This is a genomic window from Caballeronia sp. NK8 (assembly GCF_018408855.1).
Lineage (GTDB): Bacteria > Pseudomonadota > Gammaproteobacteria > Burkholderiales > Burkholderiaceae > Caballeronia.
On the sequence record NZ_AP024325.1, the window covers coordinates 299,582 to 313,535 of the forward strand.

11 protein-coding genes are annotated in these 13,954 nt (G+C 63.8%); 6 read left to right on the forward strand and 5 right to left on the reverse strand.

What is annotated here, in order from left to right; translation table 11 throughout:
* Position 1 precedes the first annotated feature (1 nt).
* The 3 genes from NK8_RS26800 to NK8_RS26810 form a co-directional block, all read right to left on the reverse strand.
* Positions 2-1,021, reverse strand: a complete 1,020-nt coding sequence (locus tag NK8_RS26800; RefSeq protein ID WP_213232724.1) for a MoxR family ATPase — start codon at positions 1,019-1,021, stop codon at positions 2-4.
* A gap of 156 nt (positions 1,022-1,177) precedes the next feature.
* Positions 1,178-2,407: a Xaa-Pro peptidase family protein gene (locus NK8_RS26805; RefSeq protein ID WP_213232725.1), complete on the reverse strand. Its 1,230-nt coding sequence runs from the start codon at positions 2,405-2,407 to the stop codon at positions 1,178-1,180.
* Positions 2,408-2,437: 30 nt separating this feature from the next.
* Positions 2,438-3,568, reverse strand: a complete 1,131-nt coding sequence (locus NK8_RS26810) for a hybrid-cluster NAD(P)-dependent oxidoreductase (protein WP_213232727.1) — start codon at positions 3,566-3,568, stop codon at positions 2,438-2,440.
* 118 nt (positions 3,569-3,686) lie between these two features.
* On the opposite strand from NK8_RS26810, the gene NK8_RS26815 reads away from it, so the two are divergent.
* From NK8_RS26815 to NK8_RS26830, 4 genes are all read left to right on the forward strand, one after another.
* The gene (locus NK8_RS26815; RefSeq protein WP_213232729.1) at positions 3,687-3,932 is read left to right on the forward strand and encodes a hypothetical protein; all 246 of its coding nucleotides are present in this window, start codon (positions 3,687-3,689) and stop codon (positions 3,930-3,932) included.
* Positions 3,933-4,058: 126 nt separating this feature from the next.
* Entirely contained in the window at positions 4,059-5,513 is a 1,455-nt protein-coding gene (locus tag NK8_RS43425) for a hypothetical protein (RefSeq protein ID WP_213233288.1), read from the forward strand.
* 385 nt (positions 5,514-5,898) lie between these two features.
* Complete coding sequence (locus NK8_RS26825; protein ID WP_162070073.1) at positions 5,899-6,051, forward strand: hypothetical protein; 153 nt, start codon at positions 5,899-5,901, stop codon at positions 6,049-6,051.
* Positions 6,052-6,672: 621 nt separating this feature from the next.
* Positions 6,673-7,890, forward strand: coding sequence for a serine protease (locus NK8_RS26830; RefSeq protein WP_225936481.1), 1,218 nt, complete (start codon positions 6,673-6,675; stop codon positions 7,888-7,890).
* Between the two features lie 96 nt (positions 7,891-7,986).
* On the opposite strand, the gene NK8_RS26835 is transcribed toward NK8_RS26830, so the two are convergent.
* Both NK8_RS26835 and NK8_RS26840 read right to left on the reverse strand, forming a co-directional pair.
* Positions 7,987-9,045, reverse strand: coding sequence for a glycosyl hydrolase (locus NK8_RS26835; protein WP_225936482.1), 1,059 nt, complete (start codon positions 9,043-9,045; stop codon positions 7,987-7,989).
* A 590-nt stretch (positions 9,046-9,635) separates the two neighbouring features.
* Positions 9,636-10,625, reverse strand: a complete 990-nt coding sequence (locus tag NK8_RS26840; RefSeq protein ID WP_225936483.1) for an SGNH/GDSL hydrolase family protein — start codon at positions 10,623-10,625, stop codon at positions 9,636-9,638.
* Between the two features lie 242 nt (positions 10,626-10,867).
* Between NK8_RS26840 and NK8_RS26845 the strand changes: the two genes are divergently transcribed.
* Both NK8_RS26845 and eno read left to right on the forward strand, forming a co-directional pair.
* Entirely contained in the window at positions 10,868-11,890 is a 1,023-nt protein-coding gene (locus NK8_RS26845; RefSeq protein WP_213232735.1) for a phosphotransferase family protein, read from the forward strand.
* Positions 11,887-13,164 carry a phosphopyruvate hydratase gene (gene eno / locus NK8_RS26850; protein WP_213232737.1) on the forward strand — a complete coding sequence of 426 codons (1,278 nt, stop codon included), beginning with the start codon at positions 11,887-11,889 and terminating at the stop codon, positions 13,162-13,164. The genes NK8_RS26845 and eno overlap by 4 nt, the downstream gene beginning before the upstream one ends.
* Positions 13,165-13,954: the final 790 nt, after the last annotated feature.

Below are 13,954 nucleotides of genomic sequence, written 5' to 3' on the forward strand. Positions count from 1 at the left end.
TTCAAGGCACCGCGATCTTCTGCACCACCGTCGCGATGAGTGCTTCGGCGATCTCGTGCCGGCGCATTTCATACACCGGCGTGAAGAACACGCGATGACCGAGCGCGGGTAAAAGCACGGCGTGCACGTCCTCGGGCAGCGCGTGCAGACGGCCATCGAGCCAGGCGTTCGCGCGCACCGCGCGCACCAGTGCGCTCATGCCGCGAGGGCTCGCGCCCGCGAGAATCAGCCGTTCCATGTCGACGCCATCGACCTCGATGCCGAAGCGCTGCGGCGTCTCCGTCGCCTGCCAGATGTCGAGCACGTATTTCTCGATGCTCGGGCTGAGGCTCACGCCGCGCTGGATCGCCGCGCCGATGTCGTTCAGGCGCGCGGCATCGATCACGGCGGCGGGGACGGCCTGCATGAGCGCGTCGGCATCGTGGAAAACCGGGTCGAACACGAGCGCGCGGCGCACGTCGGCGCTCGAAGGCGTTGGCATGTTGAGTTCGAACAGGAAGCGGTCGCGCGCGGCGGAGGCCAGTTCGAAAGTCTCGTCCTTCTCGACCTTGTTGCGGTCGGCGAACACGGTCAGATGCGGAAAGCGATAGTCGCGGCCGAACGCGGACACGGTGCGCTCGGCCATCGCGCGCAGCAGCAGCGACTGCACCTGCGGCCGCGAACGGTTGATTTCGTTGAAGAAGAAGGTGGTGAGGTTTTCACCGTGGCGCAGCAGAGGACCGGGATCGATGCGCGGCTTGCCGTCTGCATCGACGAAGGTGTGGTAGATCAGATCGCCGGGCATCAGGTCGATGGTGCCTTCGATGCGCTCGAAATCGCCGCCCGTCGCCCGCGCGAATGCGCGCAGCAAGGTCGTCTTGCCTACGCCCACGCCGCCTTCGAGCAGGACGTGTCCGCGCGCATACAGAGCGACGTTGATCAGGTGGATCGTATCCTTCTGACCGACGACGGCATGCGCGACAGCGGCTTCCATCTTCAGGGCGTCGCCGCGCCAGTCCTGCAGTTCGCTTTCCGATGCCATGGTTATCGTGACGAGGCGAGCGTGAATGACCGGATGCGTGATCCGGGCGCTGCCGTGCGTCGAATGCATAAGACGTGCCGACTCGACATGTCGGGTCGGCACGCGGATACGCGGGGCACAGTGTCATCGCGTGAGACATACTGTGGCAGGACTGGCTCACAGCCAGTCGGTCTCGAAGCCGCACGCCGTGAGCGAGACGCAACCTTGCTCGGTAAGCACGACCTGCTGTTCGAGCTTGACGCCCTGCGTGCCGCCCTCAGCGCCGATATAACTTTCGACGCACACCGTCATGCCCGCTTCGAACCGTCCGTCATAGCCCGAGCTGTCCCAATCGACCTGATGCGCGATCGAGGGATATTCATCGACCATGCCGATGCCATGCGCGAGGCAGCAGTAGCGGTTCCTGACGAACGGGTCCGGAATCTTCCACGCCTTCTCGGAGAACTCGCGGAACGTCATGCCGGGCCGCAGGAGCTCCATGTTGTAGTGAACCTGCGCGTGGGCATACTCATAAAGTTCGCGCTGTTCGTCCGAAGGCCGGCCGTCGCCCACCCGCCAGGTGCGCGAGATATCGGAGCAATAGCCGTGCGGTCCGACCATGTCGGTGTCGAACGCGAGGAGATCACCGTCCTTCAGCACGCGCGATGAGCATTCATGCATCCACGGATTCGTCCGGTCTCCGGAAGCGAGCAGCCGCGTTTCGATCCACTCTCCGCCATGCCGGATATTTTCGAAGTGAAGATGGGCCCAGAGTTCGTTCTCGGTTATTCCCGGGCGCAACTCGCGTCGCATTCGCGCGATGCCGGTCTCGGCGGTTCGCAACGACTCGCCGATCAGGACCAGCTCGCCGGGAGACTTGATCAGCCGCGCCGTTTCCATCAAGGCCTGACCGTCCAGCAACGTGATGCCTTGCTTCTCGAGACACGCGCTGCCGAACGGGTCGAGCCGATCGACCGCCAGACGCTGGTCGCCCGGAGCGTGCTTTCGAAATACGTCGATGATCTCGGCGGCCCAGACTTGCGCGCGCCGTTCGGCTTCATGTCCCGCGTTGAAGAAGGTCCAGCTCAGGGCATGCCGCAACTCGACATTGAGATTCAACCCTTCCCAGACATGCTCGCTGCTATGAAACTCCCAGGCGACGATGCGGCCATCGGCGAACACCATGATGTATCGCGCCGGATTGCGTCCCGCCCAGACCTGCATGTTCGATGTGTCGGTTGCATATCGAATGTTGACGGGGTCGTACAGCAGGATCGCCGGGACGTCGTGCGCGCGCAATTGCGCCTGCACTCGCCCGAGCCTGTATGCGCGGACGTCGCGTAATAGCGCTTCCTTTCCGCCTTGTTCAACCGTGCTCTTCGCTTCGGACGGGCGGTCGCCGGCCATGCTGTCGCTCCTGGAGAGTTCGAAGATGCGTCAGAGTTCGAGGACCAGATCGGAAGTCGGCCGGCTGCAGCAGAGCAGCCGGAATCCTTTCTGGACTTCTCTGTCACGAATGCCGCCGTTGTGCTTCATATCGACCGTGCCTTCGACCAGCCGTGTCTTGCAGGTGCCGCAGACACCCTGGCTGCATGACGACGGTATCGAGACACCGGCCTTTCTCGCCGCCGAGAGCACCGTTTCAGCGGGGCCCATGCTGAAGCTTCTCGACGAGCGCGAGAGCTTCACGGTGAACATCTCCTGCGTAGCGGGCGCGGTTTCGTGAGCGGGCTCCGGCGCGACACCGGCGGTGATGTCGAAGCTCTCCTGGTGATAGCGCGCCGGGTCGTGTCCGCCTTCGCGCAGCAGCGCGCGCACGGCGTTCATGTATCCGGCCGGACCACATGTGAAGACTTCGCGCTCGGCATAGTCGGGCGCCCACTCGGAGAGCAATTGAAGACTGAGCCGGCCGGTTGGTCCTGTCCAGTCTTCTTCATCGCCGGTTCCCTCGCAGACGAAGTAGGTGCGAAGGCGCGGAGACGACTCGGCGAGTCGCCGCAGTTCCTTCCTGAAAACGATATCGGCCGGCGTTCGCGCGCTATGAACGAAGACGACGTCACGATCCAGCCCGAGGTCGATGCTCGCGCGCGTCATCGACATCAATGGGGTCACGCCCGAACCCGCCGACAAATAAAGCGACTTCGCGGAACCGGCGGCCGTCGCTGTGAACGTGCCGGAAGGGCCGTAGGCGCGCAGCAGGCTTGCGGGCTTCATGTGGTCGTGCAGCCAGTTCGACATGACGCCGCCGGGCACGCGCTTGACGGTGATCGAGAGTAGATAAGCGCGCGTAGGCGGCGATGAGATCGTGTAGCAGCGCTCCACCGATCGCCCGTGCACATTCGCCGACACGGTCATGAACTGACCGGGCTCGAAACGCACCGGCGCGCCATCGCCGACACGGAATTCGAACGTTCTCACGTCGTGGGTTTCGTCGACCACGCGACAACACGTCAGGGTTCGTTGCTCGCCACTCGGCCAGAGCCTGCCGCCACTTTCCCACGTGCCGGGGTCCGAAAATCGTTCGTCCGTCTCTGGCGCGGGAGTGAAAATTCTTTCTACCGAGTTCATGGCCTCAAGTCTGTTGAAACGTCTGCTCGACGTGCGTGTGCGGATGGTGGTGCCTTCGCGAAAGCTTCCTTCGGTCTGAGAGCTGCTCGATTGCTTGCGCTTGGGTCCGAGTATTGGATTGCGCAAAAACACCGTCAATGCGCATTATTTTCCCGGCGCCATTACTTTAGGTTATGCGAGCGGCGCAGCGTTGCTTGCGGGGGAGGTGAACCTTGCTGATGTGGGCGTGATTTGGAGCCGGGCGTACGCGCGCGTCACGATTGTTCCCGTGATTGGCGTTCGCGTGGATGATCTTTGGCTGAGTGGAGAATGCAAAAAGAAAAACCGATGCCCGGTCAAGGGCATCGGTTTTTACTTGCGCTGATCGGTTGATCAGTAATGCGATGGTTGTGCTGCCGCTCGATCAGCGGCCACGGCCGCCGCCGCCGCCGCCGCCGTTGCCACCGCCACCACCGCCGTTGCCGCCACCGCCGCCGTGGCCGCCGCCACCATGGCCGCCACCGCCGTGACCGCCGCCCGAGCCGCCGCCATTGCCGTTGCCGCCACCGTTGCCACCGCCGTTGCCACCGCCGTTGCCGCCGCCGTTGCCACCGCCGTTGCCGCCGCCGTTGCCGCCGCCAGCGCCGCCACCGCCGTGCCCGCCGCCGCCATGACCACCGCCGCCGTTGCCACCACCAGCACCGCCGTTGCCGCCGCCGTTGCCGCCGCCACCATGACCGCCGCCGCCGTTGCCGCCGCCATTGCCGCCGCCGTTGCCGCCACCGTTACCGCCACCGTTGCCATGACCGCCGCCGTTGCCACCACCAGCACCGCCATTGCCGCCGCCGCCATGACCGCCGCCACCGTTGCCACCAGCACCGCCGTTTCCGCCGCCGCCGTTGCCACCACCGTTGCCGCCGCCACCATGACCGCCGCCGCCGTTGCCGCCACCAGCACCACCGTTTCCGCCGCCGCCGTTACCGCCGCCGCCACCATGACCGCCGCCACCGTTGCCACCACCAGCACCGCCGTTGCCGCCGCCGCCGTTGCCGCCGCCGTTGCCGCCGCCATTGCCGCCACCGTTGCCGCCGCCGCCGTTGCCGCCGCCATTGCCGCCACCGTTGCCGCCACCGTTGCCGCCGCCGCCGTTGCCGCCGCCATTGCCGCCACCGTTGCCGCCGCCGCCGTTGCCGCCGCCATTGCCGCCACCGTTGCCGCCGCCACCATGACCGCCGCCGCCGTTACCGCCGCCGTTACCGCCGCCGTTACCGCCGCCGTTACCGCCGCCGCCGTTGCCGTTGCCGCCGCCGCCGCCGTTGCCGTGACCGCCACCGGGGCCGCTACCGCCATTGCCATGACCACTACCGTGACCACCGCCATCACCGCCGTTGCCATTTCCGCTGCCGTGACCGCCGTCGCCGTGACCGCCATCGCCATGACCACCATCGCCATGACCGGCAGCACCGTGGCCGTGACCGCCGTCACCATCGCCGTGACCCTGGCCATGGCCATCACCATGTCCGTTGCCATCGCCGTGGCCGTCACCGTGGCCATCGCCGTGACCTTGTCCGTGGCCGTCACCGTGCCCGTTGCCATCGCCGTGGCCGTCACCGTGGCCATCGCCGTGACCTTGTCCGTGGCCGTCGCCATGCCCGTCGCCATCGCCGTGGCCGTGACCATGGCCATCGCCATGTCCGTCGCCATCGCCGTGACCTTGTCCGTGGCCGTCGCCGTGCCCGTCGCCATCTCCGTGGCCGTGACCATCGCCATGCCCGTCACCATCGCCGTGGCCGTGACCATGGCCATCGCCATGTCCGTCGCCATCGCCGTGACCATGGCCATCGCCGTGACCGTCGCCATCGCCGTGGCCGTGACCATGGCCGTCGCCGTGTCCATCCCCGTCGCCATGACCATGGCCGTGGTGCCCATGACCACCCGTATCTCCGCCGGAATCTCCCCCGCCTGAATCGCCTCCGCCCGAATCACCGCCACCACCCGTGTTTCCGCCTCCGGTCGATCCCGAACCGTTGCCGGGAGCGCCCGACGATCCGTTGCCCGTGCCTCCCGTGCCGCCCGCGCCGGCCGTAGCGCCCGGTCCGGAGCCGGTCGAGCCCTGACCGGCGCCCGAACCGCTCGTGCCGCTCGAGCCGCTCGTGCCCCCGCCCGCGCTTGCTCCAGTCGATCCGGTCGATCCGGCGTTGCCGTGACCACCCTGGATCAGGGGCACGACGGGTGACGTCGTATCGGCCGTCGATTCCGTCGCCGGGGCTGTGCCCGCCGGCGAGTCCGCCGCCGCAACGGTCATCACGGCGCTCAGAACGATTGGCGCGCATCCCGGAGATGTCTGGTTCGTGCAAGGATCCGCCGCCGTTTGCGCGGACGCAAAATTCGACACGGCCGCGGCGATCACGATCACGCTGAGTTTGATCGCGGTATTTAACGTCAATTTTTTAGGATTACTCATGGTTGCCCCTTATGGTCTTTCTTCGCCACGCGTCACCTGAAGCGTCAGATGCGACGTGGGGCAAGAATGACAGGCTCCATGGAGCGTTCTGTGCGTTACATAACCCGAAGCGGGGCCACTGTCGTTTTACGTCGTGCGAGACCGCGCAGAGAACGTTTGCGCGCAGTGGGAAGGCCCGGATCGTGACCGCTTGCGGCGGCTTCGTTCGTCGGACTTGTGACTGGCGATGGCGGCTGGTGCGGCCATCGGCGGTGAAGATCGAGGGGTATCACGCGGACGACGTCTGCCGTCAGCATCGAGAAAGAAGGGCGTTCGCCGTAACCTGATGCGAAAGCTCTTCATCGGTTATATGTAGGCTAACTGTATGGTTGTGAGCCGTCAAACACGCTATGTGCTCTGGGCCGCAGATGCCGTCAGACATATCGCTGCATGGGAAATCGCACATATCCGCTGACCAAAGAATCAGTACCGAGACAAGCGAATTTATGGACTAGAGTTCTTTATTGTTCGCTTTACTGATTGTCGCGCTGATTCGTCGAAGTTAAGCGTACGCCGCAGGAGAAGAATTCATCGTAAATGCAGTGTTCTTCATAAGACTTAGGAATACCAAACAAAAGATCAGATAAACATCGACACATCTTATCTATAACCGGAGGACGTCATGCAAAGATGCAAACCAATCGCCTGCATCGGGGCGACGGCAGTCGTCGCACTGTCGATGGCGAGCGCGGGAATCGCCCGTGCGGACGATGAAGTCGTCGTGAATACGAACCCCTCCGAGGCGCGCACTGCGGCGGCGGATGTGTCGAATCTCAAGCCGGTCGTCAACGTGCTGCTTCCGCCGGACACCTCTTCGATCGTGCCGAATACCGACGCCGGGCCTTATACGTCGGGCATGAAGACGCAAAGCGGCATTGTGAGCAATGCACAGACGAGAGCCTTCGGCGATTTCGGCATTCCATATACAACCGGTCGCGTGCAGGACGGCAACCAAAGCGCGTCCGGCACCACGACGGCGAACTATCTCAGCACCACATATCCATACCGGGCGATCGGCAAGCTCACGTTCTCGGCCGGATACTGCACGGCGAGCCTGATTCGCCGCAGCGTGATCGTCACGGCGGCGCACTGCATCCAGAGCTTCGGCGGCGGCGGCACGCTCTTCTCGGGCTGGCAGTTCATCCCCGGACACTACGGCGCATCCGGCGCCACGGCCGCGCAGATCGCGCCTTACGGCAGATGGTCCTGGATCGCGCTGGTCCGGCCATCGACGTGGGCGAACGGCACCGATACCGGATCGGGCTCGGCGCGCAACAACGATATCGCGGTGATCGCGCTGGCGAAGAACGCATCGAACCAGTTCATCGGCGACATCACCGGCTATCTGAACTATGGTTGGAACAACTATTCCTTCATATCGTCGCCCAAGACCGGCAATCTTCAGACCGCGGCTGTCACGACGTTTGGCTATCCGGCGTTGCTCGATGGCGGCGCGATCATGCAGCGAACCGATGGTCCGACCTATACGACGACAGTCAGCGGCGCATCGCAACTCTGGCAGGGCAGCAATCTCACGGGTGGCGCGAGCGGCGGTCCGTGGATCGTGAACTTCAGAGCACGCGATGCCGCGCTCGCCGGCGGCGCGGTCGTCGGCAATTCGTCGAACCTTGCGATCGTCGGCGTAACGTCCTGGGGATCGTCGGACCCGAACGCGCCCAAGGACAACTACGCGTCGCAGTTCCGGCAGAACACGCAGTATCCGAACGCAACCTACGGGAATTACGGCTCGGGCAACATCGCGTCGCTGCTGAATTCGCTGTGCAGCAGCGCGGCGCCCAGCGGCGGTGGTACGTATGCATCGCAGGGTTATTGCAACTAGCCCGTGCGTCGATGGAGCGCCTGAAACGCCACGAGCGACCGCATCGGGTCGCTCGTGGAATACCTGACTCAGCGAGGCCGCCGAGTCGCATGCAACTTACATGGGGTGGCTGGCGACGAAGTTCTTGTACGCGTAGTACGCGGCCTTCGGCGTCTGACCGTCGGACTTCATCAGGCCGAAGTTGCCTTCGCTGTCGTCATACAGTTCGAACGCCTGGATCGACTGAATGTTGTACTTCGACGCGACGCTCTGGAACTGCGCCATCATCGTGTTGCCCGCCATGTAGTTCGCGATCTGCTGATCGGTGCCGTAGTTCGGACGCACGCCGAATTCGTTGATCCAGATCGGCTTGCCGAACGAACGGAGCACGCCCAGCATGTCGTAGCAACCCGTGCCGCCGCAGGCGCGCGTCATGTCGCCCTGGTTCGAATACCAGTGCCATGCGGTGATGTCCCAGTTCACGGTCGGATGACCGTGGGTGCCGTCAGGCTGCGAGCCGTCCATGAGCATCTGGAAAAAGGCGTAGTGCAGCCACGTGCCGTTCACGACGATCTTCGCCGAACTGTCCACCGACTTCACGCCTGCGATCAGACCGCGCATCACGCCGCGCGCGACCGCGAACGGCTGATTCTTGTAGTGCGTCCAGTTGGTGCCGTCCACATTGCCGGTGAGGGCTTGCGCTTCAAGTTCGTTGGCGACTTCGTAGTATTTGTACTTGTAGGTGCCCGCGACCTGCTGGCCGAGCGTGTAGCCCGCGTTGTAGGCGGTCTGCTCGTTGCTGTAGCCGGTGCCGAGCAGGATCACGGGGTACACCGTGATGCCGCTGGCCGCCATCGTCTGCGCCATCTTCGCGACGACCTTCGCCGAGCTCAGGCTATAGACGTCGTTACGGTAGATCTTCGCGCCGATGTCCTGCAGTTGCGCGAGCTGGGTCGCGACAGCCGTGGAATCGTATGCGCCGCCGTTGGTGTTGCGGCCATTCGCGCCGTAGAAGATGGAGGTGCTGGTCGATGCCTTCGCGGTCGATTCCGGCAGAGTGGCGCTCTTGCCGGTCGCGTCGAGCGTGCTGTCGACGTCGCCGCCGCCGCACGCTGCGAGCAGCACGCTCGTGAGAAGTGCGGTAGCGACCGCTGCGGCCTTACGTGCCGAGAACATATTGAAAGTGCGAAGAGAGGTTCGTTCTTGAGTCGTCATTTGCGTTTAGCATTGCTAAGAGTCATTAGCACGATGCCCGTGAGTTCGAGCACGCTGTCTGGCCTTTTCGGCGATGCGCGATCCAACGATGAATGCGTTGGGATGACGGTGATGATTCGTGTCGCCGCCGGATGAGTTTAGTTAGTCATCCAAACGACATATCCGAAGCAAGTCCGATCGTTCCGACGCCAGAGTCGAGGCGTGGAATGACAACCGGAGCGGCACGGATTCGCTGACAAGGTCCAGCGCGCGGCACGGCAAGCGCTCTGGATGGCGGAGTCGGGCAAACGATCACGTCTGCCCGCGCGGGCCTTACGAAATGACAACGAGCTCAGTTCGAAGGCAGTGTCGACGGAAACTCGGTAACGTTTGCGCAGTCGAGGTCAAAAATACCGATAGTGCTGGCTTTTTGCTTCGCTACCGGCAACCGTTGCCGAAATCTTGATCAACGGGAGCAAGGTTATCGTCTTATGAGATGAATGTAAACCACTGTCACAGTAAAAAACAGACGTTTGTTGCGTCGTGTCACAGCAAAAATTACTGGCTGTTTATCAGCGGCCCAGCCCGCTTGCCGCGATCTGTTGCTCCACATACTGCGCGAAGAGCGCGTGCATGCGCGTCGTCGGATGCAGGTCATCGGCGAACATGTAGGTCTGATCCGCATCCGGCGTCGAGTACGTGGCGGGCGAGCACAGCAGCGATGTATCGCGCGGTGTTTTCGACGGATCGCAGGCTTGCGCGGTATTGGACACGGTGAATCCATTGGCCCGATAGTTGGCGATGGTTTGCGTCGTCCAGGTATAGGAATCGATCAGAATGACCTTGCCTTGCAGGCCGTTGGTTTGCAACGCGCCGTTCAGCGTGGCATTGAAGAGTTGCGATAGCTGCGTGAAGTTCGCGCCGCCATCGGTCGATTTGATGCCATCGGGCGAAAGCCCGATATTCGCGACGTTGATCACCGCGACATGCGCGGCCCCGTTCTGCACAATCTGCGCGACGAGTTGCGCGAGCGTGGTGGCCGCGTTCTGCACCGTCGTATTGGCTGCGGGCGGGCTGCCCGCGCGCAGCACGTCGTTCGCGCCGGCCCACACGAGCACCAGTTGACCCGAATTGAAGCTGCCGTGCGCGGAGAGATAGCTCGCGATCTGCTGATTGACCGGCATCTCGACATCGCCGATCACGTCGGTCAGGAACTGCGACTGATCGGCCGGCGTGGCGACGGTGGAGCCGCCTTGCGCGTACCCCAGTCCGCTTTGCGGCTTCAGTTCGTGCCCCAGGTTGATCGTGAATGCGGCAGTGAGGGTGTCGCCGTAATATTGCGCGACGTTCTGCGTCCAGACCTGGCCGGGATTCGTCGTGAAGCGCCCGCCGCCGACTGCGCTGGCGATCGGCGCATACGTCCCGACATCGGAGAGACTGTCCCCGAACGACACGACCTGCAGATGAACGCCGCCCGCCGGTCCGGTGGTGGTGCTCCCGCCCGAGTCGCTTCCGCCCGAGTCGCTTCCGCCGCCGCATGCGGTAAGCAGTGCAATCAGCATGGCAGAAATTGCTCTGCGGATGCCGGAAGTCATCGCGATATGGCCCATTGCGCGTCCGTCCCATCGTTGGCCTGCGCGGCTTCGTGCGTGGCGAAGGCTCTTCGTCAGGCGGGAATGAAGTCGCGGACGCTGGACCGGCAAGCAAGAAAGATGCGCCTCACGTGCGCTCACGGTCCGCAGCCGATCGAATCGGCTACCATGGGCCGACGATGCGTTCGAATCCCAGTTCCGAGGGCGCCAAGTTGGACCACTATATCGATCTGGCAAACGACTCTTCCGCGCTCGCCACGCTGGTGCAGCGACTCGGCCTCGCCGATGTCAATGCGGCGGCCACGGCGACACTGACGCCGCTGACGGGCGGCGTCTCCTCGAACATCTTTCGCCTCGATATAGGCGATGAAACCTACTGCCTGAAGCAGGCCTTGCCGAAGCTGAAAGTCGCGAAGGACTGGCTCGTGCCGGTCGAGCGCGTCTATGCGGAAATCGGCTGGCTTCAGACGGCCGGCCGGATCGTGCCGGGTCACGTGCCTGAGGTGCTCGGCGTCGATCGCGAAACGAAAAGCTTCGTCATGACCTTGCTTCCGCCGACCTGTGCGAACTGGAAGCGCGTATTGATGGATGGCCGCGTGGACCCGGCGATCGCGGCGCAACTGGGCGACGTGCTGGGCCGCATTCACGCGGCAACCGCAGGCGACCCGGACATCGCCGCGCGTTTCGCCACCGACGACATATTCCACGCGATCCGTCTCGAACCCTATCTGGAAGAGGCCGCCCGACAGCATCCCGAGGCGGCGCTCAGGCTGCGCACGCTGATCGGGCGCACGGCGTGCACCCGCGAAGCGCTGGTTCATGGCGACGTGAGTCCGAAGAACATCCTGCTGGGTCCGCGCGGGCCGGTGCTGCTGGACGCGGAATGCGCGTGGTACGGCGATCCCGCCTTCGATGTCGCCTTCTGCCTCAACCATTTCCTGCTCAAGGCGGCGCGCGCGCCGGATACGCTTGCGGCGCTGATGACGTCGTTCGAGACACTCGTCGCGCATTACGTGCCGCACGTCATATGGACGGAGCCGGACGTGCTGCTCGGACGCGTCGCAGCGCTGCTCCCGGCGCTGCTGCTGGCGCGCGTGGACGGCAAGTCGCCGGTCGAATATCTCGACGAAAACCGCCGGGCGCGCGTGCGTGTCGCGGCCATCGAACTGCTCGGGCGGCCCGACAGCACGCTCCACGACATCACCACGCTCTGGCAAAAGGAGTTCTCCGAATGAGTCGAATCGAAGCGGTGCATGCGCGGCGTATCTGGGATTCTCGCGGACGGCCGACCATCGAAGTGGAGATCGTCACCGAGTCCGGCGCGCGCGGACGCGGCATCGCGCCCGCCGGCGCATCTCGCGGTTCGCGCGAAGCGATGGAACTGCGCGATGGCGGCGCGGCGTTCGACGGCAAGGACGTGAAGACGGTCATCGCGGGCATCGGACGCGAGATCGCGCCCACGCTGAGCGGGTTCGACGTATCGGAGCAGGCCGCGATCGATGCGATGCTGATCGCGCTCGACGGCACCGCGGACAAGTCGCGGCTCGGCGGCAATGCGCTGATCGCGACATCGCTCGCGGTATTGCACGCGGCGGCGCATGAGTCGGGGCTGCCGCTGTGGCGCTACGTGGCCGGCGACGAGGCAGTGCGGCTGCCGCTTCCGCAGATCCAGATTTTCGGTGGCGGCGCGCATGCGCAACGGCGCGTCGACGTGCAGGACTTCATGGTGATTGCGACGTCAGCCACGAGTTTCGCGCAGGCGCTGGAGATGACGGCGGAGGTCTATCTCCACGCGGGCAAGCTCATGCGCAAGCGCGGCGCCGCGCAGGGCGTGGCCGACGAAGGCGGATGGTGGCCGGCATTTTCCAGCAACGAAGAAGCGCTGGACGTGCTGGTCGCGTCGATCGAAGCGGCGGGCTTGGTGCCGGGCACGGACGTGGGCATCGCGCTGGACATCGCCGCGTCGGAGTTCGGCAAGGGTGGACAGTACACGCTCGGTCTGGACAACGCGCGACTCGACACCGACGCGATGATCGAGAAGTTGCTGAAGTGGATCGAGCGCTATCCGATCGTGTCGATCGAAGACCCGTTATCGGAAGACGATGAAGCCGGCATGATCGCGTTCACGCGCGCGGCGGGCAGCAAGGTGCAGATCGTCGGCGACGATTTTCTGGTCACCAACGCCGCGCTCATCGAAGCGGCCGCGTCGAAAGGCGCGTGCAATGCCGCGCTCATCAAGCTCAATCAGGCCGGCACGGTGACCGAAACGCTCGCGGCGCTGCGGGCGGCCAAAGCGCACGGCTATGCGTCGATCGTGTCGGCGCGCTCAGGCGAGACCGAGGATGTCGCGATCGTTCATCTCGCCACGGGCTGGAACGCGGGGCAACTGAAGGTCGGATCGTTCGCGCGCTCCGAGCGCATGGCGAAGTGGAACGAGGGCATTCGCATCGAGGACGGCCGGGAGCGGCCTGCGGGTTTCGCGTCGGCGTCGGTGTTGGCGGGTCGCTGAGCGGGGCGATCCGCGCCTCGAGCATGTCGGGGACTTTGGGCGGCGCTATAGACGCTTCGCAGGGCTTCGCTTTTCGCCGGATCCCGTTTTCGCGTCGGTCTATTGGTGTTGCCCCTGTGCGGGGCGGCAGTCACTTTCTTTGCTGCTGCAAAGAAAGTAACCAAAGAAAGCAGCTTGAGCCGCCCGCGGTCACACGCAATTTGGGTGTTCTTCTCGTTGTTCGTGGCCTGTGTAGCGAGTGCCCTCGTAGGCCTAACCGGGCTTGGACCGCGCACGGTCTGTCACATCGCACCACGTGCGCGACTGGTTCAGCACCAAATAGCTCCGGCCCGCTTCGCGGCCGATGGGTCAATCGGGTCCGCGTGTGCTTCTGCGTTTCTCATTTCTCGTTGGTTTCCCTTGCATACCCCACGGCAGCGCGCAGCGCTGAGCCGGAACTGTTTCGTGCTGAACCAGCGCGCTCAAACGACTAGCTAGTCAGACCGTGCGCGGTCCAAGCCCGGTTAGGCCTACGAGGGCACTCGCTACAGAGGCCACGATCGAGGAGAAGAATGCCCAAATTGCGTATGACCGCGGGCGTCTCGAGCTGCTTTCTTTGGTTACTTTCTTTGCAGCAGCAAAGCTAGTATCGTTCAAGTTCAGTTCGGAAAATATCCGTCTAGTTCAGTTTTAGCGCCCTGAGAGCCTTTTTCCATAAGGGTTTGGTAACATAAACAATAGAAAACAAACCTAAGCTAAATCAAACAAACCTAAACGGAACTAACTCGAAGTGTTGGATGGGGTGTTGGAT